The organism is Maribacter luteocoastalis, assembly GCF_048890225.1.
GTDB lineage: Bacteria > Bacteroidota > Bacteroidia > Flavobacteriales > Flavobacteriaceae > Maribacter > Maribacter luteocoastalis.
This window is the reverse complement of record NZ_JBMFZG010000003.1, coordinates 285,491-306,419: the sequence shown is the minus strand read 5'-3', so window position 1 is coordinate 306,419 and position 20,929 is coordinate 285,491. Positions and strand designations below refer to the sequence as shown.

23 protein-coding genes are annotated in these 20,929 nt (G+C 36.8%); 9 read left to right on the top strand and 14 right to left on the bottom strand.

Features of this window, described 5'->3' with window-relative positions:
- The first annotated feature begins 31 nt into the window (after window positions 1–31).
- On the top strand, window positions 32–493 hold the full coding sequence (smpB, locus tag ACOCEA_RS08620) for an SsrA-binding protein SmpB (RefSeq protein ID WP_420755824.1): 462 nt from the start codon (window positions 32–34) through the stop codon (window positions 491–493).
- A gap of 2 nt (window positions 494–495) precedes the next feature.
- Here the strand turns inward: smpB and ACOCEA_RS08615 are convergent, their stop codons facing one another.
- Window positions 496–1,137, bottom strand: coding sequence for a protein-L-isoaspartate(D-aspartate) O-methyltransferase (locus tag ACOCEA_RS08615; RefSeq protein ID WP_420755823.1), 642 nt, complete (start codon window positions 1,135–1,137; stop codon window positions 496–498).
- 143 nt (window positions 1,138–1,280) lie between these two features.
- On the opposite strand from ACOCEA_RS08615, the gene ACOCEA_RS08610 reads away from it, so the two are divergent.
- From ACOCEA_RS08610 to ACOCEA_RS08580, 7 genes are read left to right on the top strand one after another with little or no spacing between them, the layout of a single operon-like run.
- Complete coding sequence (locus ACOCEA_RS08610) at window positions 1,281–2,255, top strand: Gfo/Idh/MocA family protein (protein ID WP_420755822.1); 975 nt, start codon at window positions 1,281–1,283, stop codon at window positions 2,253–2,255.
- The gene (locus ACOCEA_RS08605) at window positions 2,252–3,145 is read left to right on the top strand and encodes a 3-hydroxyacyl-CoA dehydrogenase family protein (protein WP_420755821.1); all 894 of its coding nucleotides are present in this window, start codon (window positions 2,252–2,254) and stop codon (window positions 3,143–3,145) included. The genes ACOCEA_RS08610 and ACOCEA_RS08605 overlap by 4 nt, the downstream gene beginning before the upstream one ends.
- A 48-nt stretch (window positions 3,146–3,193) precedes the next feature.
- Window positions 3,194–3,853 (top strand): YggS family pyridoxal phosphate-dependent enzyme, encoded by a 660-nt coding sequence (locus tag ACOCEA_RS08600; RefSeq protein ID WP_420755820.1) that lies wholly within the window; start codon window positions 3,194–3,196, stop codon window positions 3,851–3,853.
- A gap of 39 nt (window positions 3,854–3,892) precedes the next feature.
- Window positions 3,893–5,266 (top strand): exonuclease domain-containing protein, encoded by a 1,374-nt coding sequence (locus ACOCEA_RS08595; RefSeq protein WP_420755819.1) that lies wholly within the window; start codon window positions 3,893–3,895, stop codon window positions 5,264–5,266.
- The gene (locus ACOCEA_RS08590) at window positions 5,263–6,120 is read left to right on the top strand and encodes an ion transporter (RefSeq protein WP_420755818.1); all 858 of its coding nucleotides are present in this window, start codon (window positions 5,263–5,265) and stop codon (window positions 6,118–6,120) included. Before ACOCEA_RS08595 ends, ACOCEA_RS08590 begins: the two co-directional genes overlap by 4 nt.
- On the top strand, window positions 6,113–7,033 hold the full coding sequence (gene miaA / locus ACOCEA_RS08585; RefSeq protein ID WP_420755817.1) for a tRNA (adenosine(37)-N6)-dimethylallyltransferase MiaA: 921 nt from the start codon (window positions 6,113–6,115) through the stop codon (window positions 7,031–7,033). The genes ACOCEA_RS08590 and miaA overlap by 8 nt, the downstream gene beginning before the upstream one ends.
- Complete coding sequence (locus ACOCEA_RS08580; RefSeq protein ID WP_420755816.1) at window positions 7,026–7,514, top strand: gluconokinase; 489 nt, start codon at window positions 7,026–7,028, stop codon at window positions 7,512–7,514. Before miaA ends, ACOCEA_RS08580 begins: the two co-directional genes overlap by 8 nt.
- 51 nt (window positions 7,515–7,565) lie before the next feature.
- Here the strand turns inward: ACOCEA_RS08580 and ACOCEA_RS08575 are convergent, their stop codons facing one another.
- The 13 genes from ACOCEA_RS08575 to ACOCEA_RS08515 all read right to left on the bottom strand — a co-directional run bounded on the left by ACOCEA_RS08575 (window position 7,566) and on the right by ACOCEA_RS08515 (window position 20,097).
- Window positions 7,566–8,279: a response regulator transcription factor gene (locus ACOCEA_RS08575; protein WP_420755815.1), complete on the bottom strand. Its 714-nt coding sequence runs from the start codon at window positions 8,277–8,279 to the stop codon at window positions 7,566–7,568.
- Window positions 8,280–8,284: 5 nt separating this feature from the next.
- A complete protein-coding gene (locus ACOCEA_RS08570) occupies window positions 8,285–9,865 on the bottom strand; it encodes a sensor histidine kinase (RefSeq protein ID WP_420755814.1) in 1,581 nt (526 codons plus the stop codon).
- 85 nt (window positions 9,866–9,950) lie between these two features.
- Window positions 9,951–10,535, bottom strand: a complete 585-nt coding sequence (gene coaE / locus ACOCEA_RS08565; protein WP_420755813.1) for a dephospho-CoA kinase — start codon at window positions 10,533–10,535, stop codon at window positions 9,951–9,953.
- Window positions 10,532–11,464: a CdaR family protein gene (locus ACOCEA_RS08560; RefSeq protein ID WP_420755812.1), complete on the bottom strand. Its 933-nt coding sequence runs from the start codon at window positions 11,462–11,464 to the stop codon at window positions 10,532–10,534. Before ACOCEA_RS08560 ends, coaE begins: the two co-directional genes overlap by 4 nt.
- A gap of 33 nt (window positions 11,465–11,497) precedes the next feature.
- Window positions 11,498–12,505, bottom strand: coding sequence for a glycosyltransferase family 2 protein (locus ACOCEA_RS08555; RefSeq protein WP_420755811.1), 1,008 nt, complete (start codon window positions 12,503–12,505; stop codon window positions 11,498–11,500).
- A gap of 177 nt (window positions 12,506–12,682) precedes the next feature.
- Window positions 12,683–13,489, bottom strand: a complete 807-nt coding sequence (locus tag ACOCEA_RS08550) for an enoyl-ACP reductase FabI (protein ID WP_420755810.1) — start codon at window positions 13,487–13,489, stop codon at window positions 12,683–12,685.
- 83 nt (window positions 13,490–13,572) lie between these two features.
- Entirely contained in the window at window positions 13,573–15,225 is a 1,653-nt protein-coding gene (gene recN / locus ACOCEA_RS08545) for a DNA repair protein RecN (RefSeq protein WP_420755809.1), read from the bottom strand.
- A 55-nt stretch (window positions 15,226–15,280) separates the two neighbouring features.
- Window positions 15,281–16,168, bottom strand: a complete 888-nt coding sequence (porD, locus tag ACOCEA_RS08540; RefSeq protein WP_420756221.1) for a type IX secretion system protein PorD — start codon at window positions 16,166–16,168, stop codon at window positions 15,281–15,283.
- Window positions 16,161–17,366 (bottom strand): bifunctional phosphopantothenoylcysteine decarboxylase/phosphopantothenate--cysteine ligase CoaBC, encoded by a 1,206-nt coding sequence (coaBC, locus tag ACOCEA_RS08535; RefSeq protein ID WP_420755808.1) that lies wholly within the window; start codon window positions 17,364–17,366, stop codon window positions 16,161–16,163. Before coaBC ends, porD begins: the two co-directional genes overlap by 8 nt.
- A gap of 5 nt (window positions 17,367–17,371) precedes the next feature.
- A complete protein-coding gene (locus ACOCEA_RS08530) occupies window positions 17,372–17,704 on the bottom strand; it encodes a DNA-directed RNA polymerase subunit omega (protein ID WP_420755807.1) in 333 nt (110 codons plus the stop codon).
- Window positions 17,705–17,717: 13 nt separating this feature from the next.
- Window positions 17,718–18,548 carry an outer membrane protein assembly factor BamD gene (locus ACOCEA_RS08525; RefSeq protein ID WP_420755806.1) on the bottom strand — a complete coding sequence of 277 codons (831 nt, stop codon included), beginning with the start codon at window positions 18,546–18,548 and terminating at the stop codon, window positions 17,718–17,720.
- Window positions 18,549–18,670: 122 nt separating this feature from the next.
- Window positions 18,671–19,561 carry a 4-hydroxy-tetrahydrodipicolinate synthase gene (gene dapA, locus ACOCEA_RS08520; RefSeq protein ID WP_420755805.1) on the bottom strand — a complete coding sequence of 297 codons (891 nt, stop codon included), beginning with the start codon at window positions 19,559–19,561 and terminating at the stop codon, window positions 18,671–18,673.
- Window positions 19,562–19,563: 2 nt separating this feature from the next.
- Window positions 19,564–20,097 carry a DUF6913 domain-containing protein gene (locus ACOCEA_RS08515; RefSeq protein ID WP_420755804.1) on the bottom strand — a complete coding sequence of 178 codons (534 nt, stop codon included), beginning with the start codon at window positions 20,095–20,097 and terminating at the stop codon, window positions 19,564–19,566.
- A gap of 66 nt (window positions 20,098–20,163) precedes the next feature.
- Between ACOCEA_RS08515 and ACOCEA_RS08510 the strand changes: the two genes are divergently transcribed.
- Window positions 20,164–20,928 (top strand): 5'-nucleotidase C-terminal domain-containing protein, encoded by a 765-nt coding sequence (locus ACOCEA_RS08510; RefSeq protein WP_420755803.1) that lies wholly within the window; start codon window positions 20,164–20,166, stop codon window positions 20,926–20,928.
- Window position 20,929: the final 1 nt, after the last annotated feature.

The following is a 20,929-nucleotide window of genomic DNA, read 5'->3' as shown; positions in this document are numbered from 1 at the left end:
TATTGCCTAATTGTTCTTACCTTTGTATTAGATGCTTAAGAATATCAACATAAAAAATAAAAGAGCTCGGTTTGAATATGAGCTTTTAGATAAATTTACGGCAGGAATTGTCCTAGCTGGCACAGAGATAAAATCCATTAGATATGGCAAAGCCTCTATTTCAGAAAGTTTCTGTGAGTTTAATGAAAAAGGGGAACTATTTGTTATAAATATGCAAATAGATGAGTACTCCCATGCTTCCCATTTTAACCATAAACCTAAAGCAGAACGTAAACTTTTGTTGAATAAAAGAGAGTTAAAAAAATTACAGAAAGAGGTTAAAGCATCAGGATTGACGATTGTACCACTTACCTTATTTCTAAATGATAGAGGTTTGGCCAAAATGCAAATTGCGCTTGCAAAGGGTAAAAAATTATATGATAAGCGAGAAACCATGAAGGATCGTGACAACAAAAGGAACCTAGATCGTATTAAAAAGAGCTTTAACAATTAGAATTAGTTCTTGTTTTCCAACAATGGAACAAATTTGAAAGAGCCAAATTCACTCTTTTCAAATTCTTTCTCGGATATACGAACGTACAAAGTCATTATTTGATTCTCAAAGCCAACAGGAATCACAAGCCTTCCCCCAACTTTTAGTTGAGACAAAAGTGCTTTGGGGACTTCCGGAGCACCTGCGGTAACAATAACTCGGTCAAATGGTGCATTTTCTGGCAAGCCTTTATAGCCATCGCCAAAAATAAATTTCTTTGGTCTGTAACCCATTTTCTTAAAGAATATATTGGTCTTTTTAAACAGTTCCAATTGGCGTTCTATGGTAAACACCTTTGCTCGGCATTTTAATAAGACGGCAGTTTGGTAACCACTGCCCGTGCCAATTTCCAAAACGGTACAGTTTGGTTTAAGTTCCAATAACTCCGTCTGGAAGGCTACGGTATAAGGTTGTGAAATGGTTTGGTTTGCCGCAATGGGAAACGCCTTGTCCTGATAGGCATGTCCTTCAAAACTACTGTCCATAAATAAATGCCTAGGCACCTCCCTAATGGCATCGAGGACTGTTTTTTCTTTTATTCCTTTATCTATGAGTACCTGCGCCAGTTTATTGCGCATTCCCTTATGTTTTAAGGTATCTTTCAATGGTAGTTGGTTTGGATTCCAAAGTTAATAAAGATCTTCTATCTAGGAAGGTTTCTTTCAGACGAACATTAATTTATCTAATTTATAATGCCTAATCCTGTTTACTTATAAAGTATGCTTATTTTTGGGGAAAAGAAAAAAGCATGCTAAAAGTTGGTGTTTTAGGGGCAGGACATTTAGGAAAAATACATCTTCGCTTACTTAATCAATCCCCAAAATATGATTTGATAGGATTTTATGATGCAGATATTATAAATGGTAAAAAAGTTGCTGATGAATTTGGGTATACCTACTTTGAAAACATCAATGAACTTATTGAGAATGTTGATGTGGTTGATATAGTTACCCCTACACTTTCACATTTTGAATGTGCTAAAAAGGCCATAGAAAAACGCAAACATGTCTTTATTGAAAAACCTATTACCAACACTTTGGAGGAAGCTGAAAGCTTGGTGAGTCTAGCGAAGGCGTATAATATAAAAGGGCAAGTGGGTCATGTTGAACGTTTTAACCCCGCTTTTACAGCTGTAAAAAATAAAATACAACAACCTATGTTCATAGAAACGCATAGATTGGCGGAGTTTAATCCTAGAGGAACAGACGTTCCTGTGGTATTGGATTTAATGATTCATGATATAGATGCGATTTTGAGCGTTGTCAATTCCAAAGTAAAACAGATTAATGCCAGTGGTGTTTCTGTTATTAGTCAATCTCCAGATATTGCCAATGCCCGACTTGAATTTGAAAATGGCTGTGTAGCCAATTTAACCGCTAGTAGAATATCCTTGAAAAACATGCGGAAATCTAGGTTTTTTCAAAAAGATGCCTATATCTCTGTAGATTTTTTGGAGAAGAAGGTAGAGGTCGTTAAAATGAAGGACGCACCAGAAATTCCTGGTGATTTTGATATGGTCTTACAGAATGCGGAAGGGATTAAAAAACAAATTTATTTTGAGAATCCGTCTATAGAAGAAAATAATGCCATCCTTGATGAGCTTGATGCTTTTGCTGATGCCATAAACCATAATACTACACCAGTGGTAACATTGGAACAAGGCACACAGGCTTTACAAGTAGCTTTGCGTATTATTGAGGCATTTGAAGCGAATACACTATGAAGACCATTGCGGTAATAGGAGCTGGTACTATGGGTAACGGAATAGCCCATGTATTTGCCCAAAAAGATTTCAAGGTTAATTTAATCGATGTTTCTTCTAACGCTTTGGAAAAAGGAATTTCTACCATTTCCAAAAATTTAGATAGAATGATAGCAAAGGGCACTAGTACTGAAGAGGAAAAAGCTAATACCTTAACTAATATTTCTACCTGTACCAGCCTTAAAGATGGCGTTACTAATGTCGATTTGGTAGTTGAGGCGGCATCGGAAAACATTGATATTAAACTTGGTATATTTAAAGAGTTGGAGGCCTGTTGTGCTGAGAAAACTATTTTAGCCACCAACACTTCTTCTATATCTATAACACAAATTGCCTCAGCGACCAAGAGACCCGATAAGGTTATAGGTATGCATTTTATGAATCCGGTTCCCATAATGAAATTGGTAGAGATTATTAGGGGGTATAGCACATCTGATGAAACTACTACTGCAATAATGGGGTTATCAAAACAATTGGACAAGACGCCAACCGAGGTTAATGATTATCCTGGTTTTGTTGCCAATAGAATATTAATGCCAATGATCAATGAAGCAATTGAGACCCTTCATCATGGCGTGGCCGGTATTTTAGAAATAGATACGGTTATGAAATTAGGTATGGCACATCCTATGGGACCTTTGCAATTGGCTGACTTTATTGGTTTAGATGTTTGCCTTTCAATTTTGAATGTAATGTACGATGGTCTTAAGAATCCAAAATATGCCCCTTCCCCCCTTCTCGTAAATATGGTCATGGCTGGTAAATTAGGTGTAAAATCAGGTGAAGGTTTTTATGACTATTCAGGGAATAAAAAGGCAGAAAAAATTTCGGCTCAATTTATAAAAGGGTGATGCCTTTCTATTATAGCATACTAAAATTTAAATTCGAAAAAAATCAATATGTCCATTGCCAATAATCTTTTGTCAATAAAAAACTCCTTACCAGACCATGTTACCTTGGTTGCGGTTTCTAAAACCAAACCTATTGCTGACATTATGGAGGCGTATGATGCGGGACAACGCATATTTGGGGAAAACAAAATACAGGAAATGACCCAGAAATGGGAAGAAATGCCCAAAGATATTCAATGGCATATGATTGGACATGTCCAACGAAACAAAGTGAAGTACATGGCCCCTTTTGTATCCTTGATTCATGGAGTGGATAGTTTAAAGTTACTTAAGGAAATTAATAAGCAGGCAATAAAAAATGAGCGTAAAATTTGTTGTTTATTACAAGTTCATATCGCCGAAGAGGAAACTAAATTTGGTTTTGATGAAGACGAATTATTGGATATGATCAACCATCCGGAATTTAAGGAACTTAACCATGTAGTAATTGAAGGCGTAATGGGAATGGCCACTTTTACAGAAGATACCGAGCAGATTAGAAAAGAGTTTCATAAATTGAATAACATCTTCAAAAATCTTAAATTGAATTTTGAGTCAATACACATTTTATCAATGGGTATGAGTGGCGATTATAAAATTGCCATTGAAGAAGGAAGCACCATGATACGTGTGGGCAGTAGTATCTTTGGAGCACGAAATTATCAGTAACCAAACGCTGTCTAAATTACTTTAATTACTAAAAATTTTATGTACGCAATACTGGATATTGAGACAACAGGAGGCAAATACAATGAGGAGGGCATCACAGAGATTGCAATACACAAGTTTGATGGCCACAAGGTAGTGGATACCTTTATAAGTTTAGTGAATCCTGAAAAGGACATTCAACCGTTTGTAGTGAACTTAACGGGTATCAATAACAAAATGCTACGTACGGCCCCCAAATTTCATGAGGTGGCCAAACGTATAGTCGAAATTACCCATGATAGTGTTATTGTAGCGCACAACGCCCAATTTGATTACCGTATTTTAAGAACGGAATTTAGACGTTTGGGCTATAACTTTGAACGAAAGACCTTATGTACAGTGGATTTGTCAAAAATGCTCTTACCAGAAGCTGAATCCTACAGTTTAGGCAAACTGGTTCGTTCTTTGGGCATTCCGGTAAGTGATAGACATAGGGCAAATGGCGATGCTTTGGCAACGGTAAAACTATTTAAGTTGCTACTTGCTAAAGACTCTGAAAAGAAAATTGTACAGGATGTTATCCGAAAGGAAACACATGGTGAGCTTTCTGAAAAACAGTTGGATATTGTTAGGGCCATGCCCAATGAAACCGGCATTTTTTATATGTACAATAAAGAGGGTGATATCATATACCTTTCAAAAAGTACAGATATTAAAAAAAAGATTAACCAATTATTTACCAAAAGCGGAAGTAGCTCACGCAAGTTGATTAAGGATACTAGAAAAGTAACCTATGAAAAAACTGGTAGTGAGTTGGTTGCGCATATTAAGGAGTATCAAGAATTAATTAAAAACAAACCGAAATTTAACAGGGTACCTCGAAAAAAAATGTTCTCGCACACTTTGGTGAAATCAAAGAACCAGATGGGCTATGATGAGTTAATTGTTGTACCATTTAATAGTGATAACGAAAAATGGGGACGATTTAATGGTGAGTTTAGTGCAAAAAATCATCTTTTTAAAATCACCAAAGAATTTGTACTCTGTGATAAAATAAACGGATTTAGCGAAGCTAGGACCAATTGTTCTAAATATACAGAAGGCCATTGTAATGGTGCATGTATCCAGGCAGAAGAAACTGAAACCTATAATAGCCGTGTAAAGGAGGCCTTATCCAAATACAGTTTAAAAAATAAAGATGTATTATTGATAGACAAAGGGCGTGATATTGGGGAAAACAGTGTTGTTTTAATAAGGAAAGGCACTTTAGTCGGTGTCGGCTACTACGATTTAAATCATCAAATAAATAATATTCATATATTAGAATCGCTCATTACGCCAATGAATGGAACTGAAAACGCTAATTATATTATTGAATCCTATTTAAGAAAAAAGCGCATCTTAAAGACAATTCCTTTGAAAATAGAACATTGAAAGACGAAAAATCCAAAATAGATTGGAAAAATAAACTTCATGAAATTATTTATGAAGCAGATACACGTGAGGGGAAGCTATTTGATATCCTATTGATCATCATCATCATTTTCAGCGTAATTCTGATTATGTTGGAAAGTGTAAAAAGTTTTGATGCAAATCACCATGATATCTTACTTACCCTAGAATGGATTGTTACCATCTTTTTCACTATTGAATATATCGCGAGAATAGTATGCATAAAAAAACCATTAAAGTATATCTTTAGTTTTTATGGAATTATAGATTTCCTTTCCACAATACCATTATACCTATCATACATATTAGCTGGTTCGCAAGTTTTATTAGCGGTTAGGGCATTTCGTTTGCTTCGTGTCTTTAGAATATTAAAACTTGTACAGTTTCTTGGAGAGGCTTCCCAGTTAGGGAAAGCACTTAAAGCTAGTCGTGCAAAAATTACTGTTTTTCTTTTTGCGGTACTTATCGTTTCTGTTATGTTGGGTACATTAATGTATATCATTGAGGGAGATGAGGCAGGATTTACCAGTATCCCAACCAGTATTTATTGGACTATTGTAACATTGACTACTGTTGGCTACGGGGATATTGCGCCTATCACACCTATTGGTCAATTTATTGCTACCGTGATAATGCTGCTTGGTTATGGTATTATTGCGGTACCTACTGGTATTGTTACTGTGGAATTCGGGAAACGTGCAAAAAAAGGATCTGGTGATGAAAGCATAGAACATTTTGTACATGTCAATACACAAGCCTGCCCGTCATGTGGAAAAGAAGGTCATAGGGATGATGCCAAACATTGTTTTAATTGTGGATCTTTCTTAAATGAATAAGATTCTTATTTCTGTTGTAGGTCCTACAGCAATTGGTAAAACAAAATTGGCCATAGTACTGGCCAAGTACTATGACACTGAAATTATTTCTGCTGATTCTAGACAATTTTATAAGGAAATGGATATTGGGACCGCAGTACCATCAGCAGATGAGCTAAAAGCTGCTAAACATCATTTTATTCAACATAAAAGTATAATGGAACCTTATACCGTTGGGGATTTTGAGCGTGAAGCTATTGCCAAATTGGATACCTTATTTAAGAGCAATGAGATTGTAATAATGGTAGGTGGCAGCGGTTTATATGTGAATGCGGTGACCAATGGCCTTGATTATTTTCCAGAAATAAAACAAGGTGTTAGGGAAAAACTAAATAAAATATATAGTGAAGAAGGGATTCAAATCCTCCAAAATCAACTCAAGGTTTTAGATCCGGTCCATTTTAATATGATAGATATTCAAAATCCCCATCGATTAATTCGTGCATTAGAAGTTTGTATTTCTAGTGGTAAACCCTATTCAAGTTTTTTAAGGCAACCTAAAACTAGCAGAAACTTTAAGGTAATCACGATAGGAATAACTGCCGAAAGGGAACATATTTACAATAATATCAATACAAGGGTAGATATTATGATGCAAAATGGTCTGCTGGAAGAAGTTCAAAAACTGCAAGAACATCAAGAGCTGAATGCCTTACAAACGGTAGGTTATAAAGAGCTTTTTGAATATCTAAAAGGAAAATGGGACCTGGATATATCAATTTCCGAAATTAAAAAAAATACACGACGATTTGCCAAACGACAATTAACATGGTTTAAAAAAAACAAGGAAACCATGTGGATAAATGCAAATTATGCGTTAGAAGATATTACAGATAAAATTAACAAGCTCATAAAATTCAATATCAATGAATAAACCATATATAGTTTATGTTATGGGAGTTTCAGGAAGTGGCAAGTCTACCGTTGGAAAGCTATTGGCAGAAGCGTTGGGATTCCCATTTTTTGATGGTGATGATTATCACCCACCTGCTAACATAGCTAAAATGTCTAGTGGAAAACCTCTCGATGATTCTGATAGAAAAGGTTGGTTAGAATCCTTAAACAGGCTTGCTTTGGCCAATAGACATAATGGAGCGGTAATTATATGTTCTGCCTTAAAAGAAGCCTACAGAGCGCTTTTAACCAAAAATTTAGAGGGTAATTACCAATTTGTCTTTTTAGACGGTACAATGGATGAAATAAGTGAGAGATTGGCACAAAGAAGTGGCCATTTTATGCCAAAAGACCTATTGCAATCTCAATTTAACACCTTAGAACGACCAAAAAATGCCATTACCGTATCCATAAAACATACACCAACTAAAATAGTTGATATTATTCTTGATAGCATCTAAACTAAAAAAGCACCCATTCCAAGGGTGCTTTTTAATGGTATATTATAAATACTATTCTTCTTCGGTCTTTATAACCAAACGGAAACCTTCGCCATGAATATTTAAGATTTCAACGGTATCATCACGTTTTAAATATTTACGAAGCTTGGCAATGTAAACGTCCATACTTCTTGATGTAAAATAGTTATCATCCCTCCAGATTTTAGTAAGCGCTAATTCCCTAGGCATTAAATCATTCTCATGTAAGGCCAATAAACGAAGAAGTTCATTTTCCTTTGGAGATAATTTAATGGGTTCTTCATCTTTATAACGCAATATCCTAAGTTTGGAATTTAAATGAAAACCACCAATTTCAAACTCAAACTTTTTACTGTCTACTAAACTATTAGAAGCCTTTCTTTGAAGTATTGCTTTAAGCTTCATCAATAAGACCTCAGAATCAAAAGGTTTGTTTAAATAATCATCGGCACCGGCTTTATATCCTTTAAGCACATCCTCTTTCATTGTTTTGGCGGTTAGGAATACAATAGGTACGTTTTCATTTTTTTCACGTATTTCCTTTGCCAATGTAAATCCATCCTTATATGGCATCATTACATCCAAGATACAGATATCGTAATTATCCTTCTTGAATTTTTCAAATCCCTCCATACCATTTTTAGCCAATGTAACGTCAAAATCATTCATTGACAGATAATCCTTAAGAACAATTCCAAAATTTGGATCATCCTCTACTAAAAGTATTTTCTTATTTACTGTTTCCATAATTTTTAAATTAAAGGCAGTTTAATATAAAAAGTGCTTCCTTTTCCTTTTTCACTTTCTGCATAAACCTCCCCTTGATGATCTTCTACTATTTTTTTTACGTATGCCAGACCTAATCCATGTCCTTTTACGTTGTGTATATCTCCTGTGTGTTCCCTATAAAATTTCTCAAAAACCCTTTTCAAGACTGCTTTACTCATTCCTGCACCTTGATCTTTTACTTTTATAATAATATAATTATTGACCACTTCAGTATAGACATCTATTTTAGGTGCATTTTCAGAATATTTTATGGCGTTGTCCAATATGTTTACAATTACGTTCGTAAAATGCATTTCATTGGCCAGAACCTCTGAACGTGTCGCATCCAAATGCGTTTCTATATAGCCTCCCCTATCTGCAACAAGCAGTTCAACATGGGTAATGGCGTCTTCAATTATTTCATGGGCATCTACCCTGTCCTTGCTTATATCTAGTTGATTTTTCTCAAGCTTAGATATTCTAAGTACATTTTCAACTTGCGCATGCATCCTTTTGTTCTCATCCCTTATCATTTGAAGATATCGATATACTTTTTCTTGATCGCCAATAATTTTTGGATTACGAATAGCCTCAACCGCTAAATTAATTGTAGCAATCGGTGTTTTAAATTCATGCGTCATATTATTAATGAAGTCCGATTTAATCTCAGATATCTGTTTTTGACGTATCAATTGATAAATTGCACCCGAATAGGCTATGACTATTATCAACGTAAACAGTAATGATAACATAGCCAAAGGTAAAATTGATTGGACCAAAAAACGTTTTTGTTTCGGGAACGAAACCATTAAATCAAAATTAGAGTTCCCTTCAAAATCAGTAAACATGGGTGATTTAAAGATATTTGACCCCGCGTTCTTAAATTTTTTGGACTTCACTTTTGTAGGTAGTCCGTTGCTGTAAACACCATACTCAAAATCAATCGCAACACCCCTGTTCTCTAACTCCCGCTGCACTAAAAGTTCAATTTCTTGCGTAGAAACACGTTTGTGTATGGGTACCCTTTTGGCAAATGTGCTGAACATTTCTTCCATAGCAGCTTTCTCCATTTTAGAAAGCCCTCCAATTTTTTCTACACGTTGTATGGGCGTTAACCTAAAACCCTTGCCATCCAAATCAAAATCTTCCTTAAAAATGGATGTTGTACGTTTGCTGGTGTAATTTTTTACAAATGTGGTGTCGTTACCGTCACCACTATCAAAGAACGTAGACGAAATACCGTAATCTTCTTCTAGAATACCATGCTCATATAACAGTATCTCATTAGAATTTACATCTCTATCAATGAAAAAGAAATTGGTGAGTTGTGTTTCCTTTAATTCACCAACACTATCCTTGGCCTGTAAATATCTATCAAAGTAATTTTTGGTCTCCCGTTCAGATATTTTTTGGGTAACACTGTTCAAGGCCTCAGAAACAATATTCGAAAATTGTTCCTCCTTATCCTCAACCGATTTCTTAATCCAAAAACTTTGAACAAATATCAACCCTACTAGCGAAAGGCTCATTAGGATTACCAAGAGCACAAATAACCTCTTATTCATTATAATGTTAAAATTAAAGATTTAACAGGAAGCGAATAGTACGTTTAACCAAACCTTAACACAAATGTTAAATTCCAGTGGAATACTAGCAATATTCAAGCAGGGCACTATTTATTTCCGCAACTTTTTCCGAAGTTTTCTCCCAATCTATATTCTCGATTACAAAATCGGATTTTTCAATTTTAAGGTCATCATCCAATTGATTTTTCATTCTTGCCAAAACCCCATTTTTCGAAGAATTATCTCTTTCAACAACCCTTTGTATTCTTATTTTTATTGGGGCGGTTACAAGAATCACCTTGTCATAATTGTCCCTTGACCCGTTTTCAAACAGTAAGGCCGTCTCTTGAATCACATAGGGGTGATTCTGTTTTGTGGCCCATTTTAAAAAGTGTTTTCTAACCGCTGGGTGAACGATCGCATTTAAGGATGTTAACAATTCCTTGTTCCCAAAAACCTTATCCGCAATATATGCCCTGTTGAGTTTACCGTCAACATATGACTGCTCGCCAAGTAAATCAATTATTTTATTATGGATTTTTTTAGAGGAATCCATTAGTTTTTTTGCCTGTTTGTCTGAATTGTAGACTGGTACACCTAATTTCTTAAACATATTGCCAACAGTAGACTTACCACTGCCAATACCTCCGGTTAACCCCACTATCATCATTCCCTTCGTAATATAAATTCTATTTCATCTACCTCTAAAGATGCATTTCTAATTGTACTGGGCACCTTGGCCAAGGCTATTGTTCGTTTATTATCTCCAGAAGTATCAGGGCTTAGATAATCTGCAGTGAGTAAAAAATCAGAAGGTTTTAACGCTTTTAAATCTTCTAATTTTCCTTGGCAAACAACATTTACCCTATCTGGAAACATACGAACCTTTATGCTATCTGGCACATTGATCATGGTAACGGGAACGGACAGCGCTTTTTCCGCAAAGCGATGAACCTTACCTGAAATAGTGACGTTATTGGGCACTAATAGCGTTTTATCCAATTCTTTTGGTCTAACAAGCGCTACTTTCTGCGCAAAGTCCTTATCCACCATCAGTAGGTCCAATTGAACCGTATTTATACTTTTTACCGTATCTATTTGATTTTTTGGTCCTTTTATCGTAACAACATTTGGGGAAATTTCCATTTCCCCATCTAACATATAATTCTTGGCCAAACTAAGGTTTATACGCGTTAAAACCGGAACTTGTTTAGATAAGACCTCTGTGAAATCCATAAATATCGTATCCCTATCCAATGCTAAAAGCTCCATGTTTCTAGAAATCTGAGTTGCTATTTGCCTTTTAAAAATTTCAGATGGAACATAAAACAAGGAGTCTTTTCTTTTCGCCTTAGAAAGATCTATTAAAATTCTTTTTTTTCTGATGCCAAAACTTAAAAACTGAAAACCTACCGCCTTCAATCGTACTTCCAGACTTTTTTTAGGTTCTTTGGAGAGTATATAATTTTCGGGTGGATTTGTATAGTCAATAACAAAAGTCGTATTACTAACATAGGTTTGGGATAGATTATTTAGTAGCCAGGCCAAAGTAGAAAGTGCTAAAAATAGTAAGAACACCTTGGCCTTCCTTTTTTTCAATCCCGCCTTTATCCGATCAACTATCAAAATCTTTTACTTGATTGTGAAAAACAATTTTGGAAATAGCTTTTCTGGTGACTTCCCACTAAAATTAGTATAAATACTGGACTTCAAGAAACCGTAGCCGTAACCAGAGAATTGAACTACCACTGCCAACAAAGCTAAAATAGCTACCATGAGACTTTTGTTTTTTATAAGTGCATCAAAGAACAATACCACAAAATAAACACCATAAAACGCTACTGGAAACCATACTTTCCAAAACAACAACCCTAATGCAAGTAGAAAGCCAACTATAAAAAACGTCGGAAACCAATAGGTAAGCTTAGCTGTTTTAGGATGCCATTTGTTTAGAATTGGACGTACCATGCCAAATTTATTAACCTGAATAAAAAAGGTCTTCCAATCTATTCTTCGTTTGTGATAAACAAATGCCTCTGGTATAAGTTTGGTCTCAAAACCTTTGTTCCATATACGAATGGTTAAGTCTGGATCCTCACCGGGATGGATATTTCCAAAGCCCCCCACCACTTCAAAGGCCTCTTTAGAAATCCCCATATTAAAGCTTCTTGGCTGAAACTTGTTTACAGCTCCCTTCTTCCCCCTAATACCACCTGTGGTCAAAAAAGAGGTCATGGCATAGTTAATCGCTTTTTGAACCTTAGTAAAAGAAGAATGTGCGGCATCTGGACCTCCAAAACAATGTACAAATTCTTGTGAGAGGCTTTTTTCTACCTCAGATAAATACTGGGATGGAATAATGCAGTCTGAGTCAAAAATGATAAAATAGTTCCCTTTTGCCTTTCCCATTCCGTAATTTCTAGAATCACCAGGGCCAGAATTCGACTTTTGATAATAGGATATGTTTAAGGATTCCTTATACTCAGCAATCACTCCTTCTGAAGAAAGTGAAGAACCATCTTCTACAATAACAATCTCATAAGGTTTATTATACGTTTGCCCTAAAAGACTATCCAGTAGTTCCTTTATCTCGTTGGGTCTGTTATATACGGGAATAATAAAAGAAAATGATAGATCCATTTTAACCTTTTTTACTCGATAATCGAGATTTAAAATGTGCCGACGCCCCCCTAATTTACACATAGGCTTGGGTCGAAATGTTTTTAAAAATTTCTTTTAACTGCTTCTCGGGCCTATCCAGGGTATTTAACCAATAAGTCCCAATCAAAAACTGACCTTTTTTGTTGTGGAAATCGACTAAAATTTATCTATAACCTCTTGGCTTACCCCAGTATTGGAGAAACCTCCATCGTGAAATAGGTTTTGCATCGTAACTTTTCTAGTAAGATCAGAGAACAACGTTAGTGTATAATCCGCACAATCCTGTGCCGTAGCATTACCTAAAGGTGACATTTTTTCGGCATAATTGATAAAGCCATTAAAACCTTTGATTCCCTGACCCGCTGTAGTAGCTGTTGGAGACTGGGAAATAGTATTTACCCTAACCTTTTTTTCCTTACCAAAGAAATAACCAAAACTACGGGCAACAGACTCTAAATATGCCTTGTTATCTGCCATATCGTTATAATCGGGAAAGGTACGTTGTGCTGCCATATAGGTCAGCGCCACTATACTACCCCACTCGCTCATCGCATCATTTTTGTACAGAGCTTGCATTACTTTATGAAAAGACAATGCGGACACATCCCATCCTTTTGCCGTAAAATCATAATTTTCATCTGTATAAGCCCTTCCTTTACGAACATTCACAGACATCCCAATAGAGTGAAGCACAAAATCCAATTTACCACCCAAAATCTCCATAGACTTGGTAACCAAATTTGCCAAATCCTCCTCATTGGTAGCATCGGCAGGTATAATTTCAGAACCTGTCTTTTCTGCCAATTGATTTATCTGTCCCATTCTCATGGCAATAGGTGCATTGGTAAGTACAAAGGTACCGCCTTCGTCATGAACGCTTTGTGCTGTTTTCCAGGCAATTGAATTTTCATCCAAAGCCCCAAATATGATTCCCCTTTTACCTTTTAATAAATTATATGCCATGATTGTTGGTTCTATTGATTTTTAATAAAGTTCAAAGATATTTAAAATATGTTAATCCCTTATTTATTTTATGCTTCTAAACCTTAGTTCAGCAATTGCCTTGCATGTGCCAATGCAGAATCCGAAACATCTTTACCACCTAACATTTGAGCTAATTCCACTACCCTTTCGTCATTATTAAGTTTTCTCATATTGGTCTTAGTGCCTTCACCCTCATCAAACTTAAAGACTTTAAAGTGATGGTTGCCCTTTGAAGCAACCTGTGGTAAGTGAGTAATGGAAAACACTTGCATTTGTTGGCTCATTTCCTTCATGATATCTGCCATTCGATTGGAAATTTCACCAGATACACCAGTATCGATCTCATCGAACATTATAGTTGGCAACTTTTCATATTTGGCCATTACTGATTTTATCACCAACATAATTCGGGATAATTCGCCACCAGACGCTACTTTCTTTAAAAGACCGTAATCGCTGCCTGTATTTGCCGTGAACAAAAACGACAAATCGTCCATACCATTATATTTATAGGTATCTAGAGCATTAACCACAATTTTAAATGAAGCGTTTGGCATCCCTAAAAGGGATAATTGCTGCTCTAACTGCTTTTTTAAATCAGGAATTGCGGTATTACGCTTCTCACGTATAATTAACGCCTGTTCTTCCAAAGCCGATTCCAGTTCTTGTAGTTCCCTAGTCTTTATGGCTATTTTCTCATCTACATGAGCCGTCTCGAAAGCTTTATCAGAAAGGGCATTCTTAATGGCAATTAACTCAGAAATCTCACTTACACCATGCTTTTTCTGCAAATTGTATAGTAGCTGTAGTTTGGCGCTCACTTCCTCCAATAATGATGGGTTGACTTCTACCCCATCCTGAAAAGTCTGTAGTTCTGAATTAATATCATCCAGTTCTATAAAAACCGACTGTATTCTTGTATATATATCTGCATACTGACTTCCAAATCCGTTCAGTTTTGATAAGACGGACCTTAACTCTGTCACCAAGGATATCAAACCTATCTGGTCATCGTTCATTAACTGATCTCCTTTGGATAATTCCTCCATGATCAGCTCAACATTGTTCAATTGTTGGTATTGTTCTTCCAGTTCCTCTAAAACACCTTCTTTTAAAGGGGCAGCCTCCAATTCTGTAAGTAAAAAATTATTGTAATCCTGCTCCTTGGTTGCCTCTGCCTGAAAGCTTAACAGGTCTTGAAGCCCTTTTTGGGTTTTAGAATGTGCTTTTAAAAGCTGCGAATAGGTTTTTAATTGTTCTTTATTGTTGGCCAGTGCATCAATCAATTTCATCTGAAAATCATTCTCTGTCAATCGCATAGTTTGATGCTGTGAATGTACATCTATCAATCTATCCCCTAATTGGGATAGCACATCCAAGGTAACTGGTGTGTCATTGATAAAGGCACGCGATTTTCCACTGGGCAGAATTTCCCTTCTTATAACAGTCTGGTCCTCATAATCCAAATCGTTTTCCTCAAAAAAAGGTCTCAAACTATAATCCTTGATAATAAAATCTGCTTCAATAATGCATTTCTTTTCCTTATCACGTAGTGTTGATAAATCGGCACGTTTACCTAGAATTAATGATAATCCGCCCAAAAGTATGGATTTACCAGCGCCAGTTTCCCCGGTGATAACCGTAAAACCGCTGTCCAAGCTCACATCCAAGCTATCGATTAAGGCATAATTTTCAATGGAGAGATTTGATAACAAACGTCAGAAATTTAGATAAACCAAAGGTAATCTATATTCTGATTTAACAAAAGTATCAATAGGTAATATCATTCCAAGTGCTGGAATACAATGGTGCTATTTTATTAAGCGTCTCCTTAAGCTTTACAATATCCACTTTAGGACCATCGGAAAATATATTCTGGATCTCTTCAGACTTGGCATCAAAGAAGGTCTGTATCAAAAAAGCATTTGGCCTTCTATTGATCATGGTCTCAAAGAGCTTCATGGTACCGGCGATTACTTGTTTTCCAGTACTATTGTTATCGCCCAATATATCCAAACCCTTTCTATGGTAATTGTACATGGCCACCCGGTATTCCCTATACGTATTGGAAAGTAGGTTGTCTACCAACTCAAACCTACTACGGTCTGTAGTTTGGCTCCATCCAGAGGAATTACTGCCTTGTGCTTGGGTTACTATGTTCTGGGCCTTTCTAAAAAACTCCGTTCCGCCATCTAAAGAAAACGTATCTGCATCCAGACCTAAAATAATATAAGCGTAATAGGCTACCACGGCAACTAGGTTAGATTCATATACATTTTCATTAAATACCAAAGGCTGAAATTCTTGGTACTGAAAATTAAACTGATTGTCCTTATAATTAAAAACTGGGGTTTCATAGGACGTGTTAAAAACTGGACGTGAAGACTGTATCTGTATGTTTCCCTTAAAGCGATCGGACTCATATTCCGTTATGGTAATGAACATTTGGGCATTTACCCTTTCATTCTCCTTATACACACGATTGGTCCATTTACTTTTATTCACAAAATCATTTAAGGACTGCTCTAAAGTCTTAAATATTTGCTGATTGGTTTGAGACACCTGATCAGAGTTTACCGTAACCGTACAATTAAGTTCTTGGGCAGTTAGTGGAAACGCAAATAAAGTAATGGTAAATAAGAATAATAGCTTACGCATAACGCCTTGTGATGATTTCATTAAGGATATCCTTGGCAACAGCTGCCTTTGTCTTTAATTCAAACGTCTGTATTGCAAAATTGGTATCTATGAAACTAATTTTATTGGTGTTCCCAGCAAAACCAGCACCATTATCATTCAAGGAGTTTAAAACAATGGCATCTAGATTCTTGCGTTTTAGCTTGCCTTTGGCATTTTCCACTTCATTCTCGGTTTCCAATGCAAAGCCAACGAGATATTGGTTTTTCTTAATCTCACCTAGCGAATATAGAATATCCTTGTTCTTTACCAAATCGATAGATAATTCACTGTCAGATTTTTTAATTTTCTGCTCTGCCTTAACCTTTGGCCTGTAATCCGCCACAGCGGCCGCACAAATGACGATTTCCGCATCCTTATAATGTTCATGTGCGCTATCATACATTTCATCGGCCGAAACCACTGGTATCAACTTTATAGATGCATTTTCTATGGTATACTTCGTTGGACCGGAAATCAGCACTACATCAGCTCCTAAACTGGCAGCCGCTCGTGCCAATTCAAAACCCATTAGTCCAGAAGAATGGTTCCCGATAAAACGTACGGGATCTATAGCTTCATAGGTAGGCCCGGCGGTAATCATCACTTTTTTACCCCGTAATGGTAATCCACTTAACAAAAAATCGTTGATATAGGCTACAATTTCCTCAGGTTCTGCCATGCGCCCCTCACCATGCAATCCACTGGCCAGTTCACCAGAACCTACGGGTATTATATGATTGCCAAAGGATTTTAATTTTTCCAAGCTGCTAAGTGTACTTGGGTGTTTGTACATATCCAAATCCATTGCAGGGGCTATAAAAACCGGGCATTTAGCCGATAGGTAACAGGCCAACAACAAATTGTCACAATTACCCATTACCATTTTTGACATGGTATTAGCCGTTGCTGGGGCAATTAGCATTAAATCTGCCCAGAGTCCCATTTCTACATGGTTGTTCCAATCTGTGGTGAGTGCATCGGTCTTTACAAAATCCGATACCACAGGGTTTTTGGACAAGGTGGCCAAGGTAAGTGGTGAAACAAAAGAGCTGGCGCTATCGGTAAGAACAATCTTAACGTTAGCGCCAGCCTTTATAAATAATCGTACAAGAAAAGTGGTCTTATATGCTGCAATCCCCCCGGTAATGCCTAAAAGGATATTTTTATCACCTAGCATACTACTTATGCGTCTTTCTCTGTATTTCTAAAATAGATTTTGTCCTTTAACCACTCCTCTACTGCCAAAGCGTGTGGTTTAGGTAATTTTTCGTAGAACTTGGAAACCTCTATTTGCTCCTTGTTCTCAAAAACTTCCTCCAAGCTATCGCTATAGGTGGCAAACTCCTCTAATTTCTCCAACAATTCCTTTTTAATTTCAGAATTGATCTGAACCGCTCTCTTAGAAGCAATGGAGATAGCCTCATAGATATTCTCTGTCTTGGCATCAAATTCGTTTCTGTTGATGGTTACTGTAGATACGGCAGCCTTAGAGTTTTTTAAATCGTTCATGTTCATAATGGAAACTATTTTATTTTGATTCTTTTATTTCTTCTGTGTTGAATTTCTGTAATTCTTTTTCTATGCGCTCCAATAAGTCTGTAGATTCTTTTTCAAACTTGGTATTGGGGTACTGCTTTTTTAATGCGATATACGCCGCTTTGGCACTAAGCAAACGTTCTTTTTGTACACTCTCAAAACTGTTCATGGCCATATGCGTCAAAGCATCTAACTTCAAAAAAAGGGCATCCTCCCTATATTCAGACCCTGGAAAGTCCGATACAAAGTTGTCACTCGCAGCTATGGCAGACTTCAACATGTCATAATTAAACTGTCCCAGTTTGTTGTATTGTTTCATTATCTCAAAGGCCTTACGCTCCTTTTTTGTAGTAAGTTCCTTTGCCATGGCATTGGCCTCCGCATAAAATTCAGACTCAGTATTCGCATTAATGAAGTTCTGCAACTTTATCAAGGCCTTGTCGGTATCCGTTTGGTCCAAAGAATATGTTGGTGAAAGTTTATAATAACTCTTTGCACTTAGGAAGGTAGCTTCGGTAATCTTATCACTCTTTGGGTACGACTTTACGAATCGTTCAAATTGATAACCGGCCATGTTATAATCCTTACGCTGAAAGTAAGAGTTTGCCAAGAAGAACATTACCCTTTCCCCTTGTGGCTTACCAACATACTTTGGTGCAATCTGCTCAAACAACCTATTGGCACGTTTAAAATCGCCTTCTTCATAATACCTTTCCGCCAAATCGTACTTTGCCTTAACATCCTCATTTTTAAGCACTTTTTGGTACTCATTACAAGAATATAACGCAGAAACTACAACTGCCAATATAAAAAACCGCTTCATTTTAAAAAACATTTTGCAAAATTAGTGATTATCAATGGATTTAAAAAACATTTTTAAACCATCAAAAATAGGGTCAATCCCTTTGGAAACCTCTTTTTTAGCGAAGATTTAACGTAAAAACACTACGCAGGTATTTTGGATAGCGAAGCGATAAATGCCGTAAGCTTTGTTTTTAGTTCCATACTGGCCGCTACCAACGGGAGCCTAACATTTGGTTTTGCTAGTCGTAACACATCAAAAATAGCCTTTATTCCTGCTGGGTTCCCTTCCTCAAAAATTAATTTCATTCCTTCTTGAAGCTCATACTGCAATTCAAATGCCTCTTGTATCCTACCGTTCAATCCGTGACGGATCATCTCTGAAAATGACACCGGTAATCCCTGTCCTAATACAGATATTACACCATCGCCGCCAGCGACTACAGTTAACAACGCCGTAATATCATCGCCTGAAAGCACTAAAAAGCCTTCTGGCCTATTTTTGATCAGATCCATAACCTGTACCATATCGCCACAAGCTTCCTTTACGGCCACAATATTACCAAAATCATTGGCAAGTCTCAATGTGGTGCTTGGCAGCATATTGCTCCCTGTTCTCCCTGGCACATTGTAAAGGATAATAGGTTTTGGTGATGCGGTTGCAATGGCCTTAAAGTGCTGATAAATACCTTCCTGGGTGGGCCTATTGTAGTATGGGCTTACGGATAAAATAGCATCAAAAGCGTTTAAATCCCTCGTTTGTAGTTCTTCAACAACAGCCAAGGTATTGTTGCCTCCAACCCCTAAAACCAATGGCAAGGCACCGTTATTGGCATGTACAATGGTATTGATGACCAATTCTTTTTCAGCCGGGGTTAAGGTAACGGTCTCGGCAGTGGTACCCAAGGCCACCAAATACTCTACCCCACCTTCCTTACAGTATGTAACAATATCAATAAGGGCATTCACGTCTACGCTGCCATCTGCCTTAAACGGTGTGATCAATGCCACGCCTGTACCCCTTAACTGTTCCATATCTATAATTCTTTAAAAACGCCTAAATATTTTTTCAATTCTCGCTTGAACGTTTTAAAATCCGAAATCGGTGTATTAATGATCAAATCATTATAATCAGGTCCCACTTCATTAAATCCTACTTTAAGTCGTGCCTTGGTTTTAATGGACATTAAGTTCAGCAACAGATTGTTTTGGTCATAGTAATTGACCAATAAATCATATTCCCTGCTCAAAAATTCCAATGCATAGCTGTTTTCTATATCTCCGTTCCAACCCAAATCCTTGTCGGAAAAAACTGGGGTGGCATAGGGCGAATTTTTATCGTAATAGCTTTTATACCCTATTATCTTCACCGCATTGGGCTTTAAGGAAAACTCCTCTAAAAACTCATAGAAAACATCAGCATTTTCAAACTTGTCCAAATCTACAATACAACCTAAAGAACGTATCCCCTTACCTCGGGTACTTTCATAAGCCGGATTTTCCAATGCCTGCCTTATGAATTTTCGTCCGGATTTCTGTTTAAACTTGTCCTTAATTCCTTTTAAAAACATGTATTTTTACATTTCTACAAATGTAAATAATATCCGTTCAAGTATATGGCGAAGTTAAAACACTTTATGGATTTAAAAATAAAACATTTTGTTATATTTTTAACATTGGCCTTTTTCATTTCCTGCAAACAAGCTCCCAACACCCTCACAGAAATTGAGGCGAAACAGATTCCCGTGGACACTAGCTTTACTTCTGTAGCGGAGGTCGCCAATTATATACAGCCTTATCATGACCGAGTAAATGCCGTCTTGGACAGCACCTTGGCCTTTGCCCCATATAAAATAGCTAAGACCGATGGTATTTACAATTCTACTGCCGGCAACTTAATGGCAGATATCGTGTTTGAACAGACTGCACCCATTTTTAGGAAGCGCACCAGTAAGGAGCTGGACTTTGTTTTGCTCAACCATGGTGGCATACGGTCTATCATTTCCCAAGGCAATGTTTCTGCCCGTACTGCTTATGAGGTTATGCCGTTTGAAAATACCATTATGGTGGTTGAATTGGATGGTGCTTCCGTGTTAGATATGATTTCCTATCTTATAAAATCGAAAAGGGCACACCCCGTTGCGGGCATACAAATTATATTGAATAGTGACGATACGCTACACTCCTTAAAAGTGCAGGGCAAACCGTTTGACAAAAACAGGACCTACTACGTGGCCACTAATGATTATCTGGTCTCTGGCGGTGATAATATGGTCTTTTTTAAAGACGCCAAAGCCATTACCGAGATAGATTATAAGATTAGAAATGCCATGATCGATTATTTTATGAAAGTGGATACCCTAAGCCCAAAAATAGATAACCGTTACTACAAATTAAACTAGG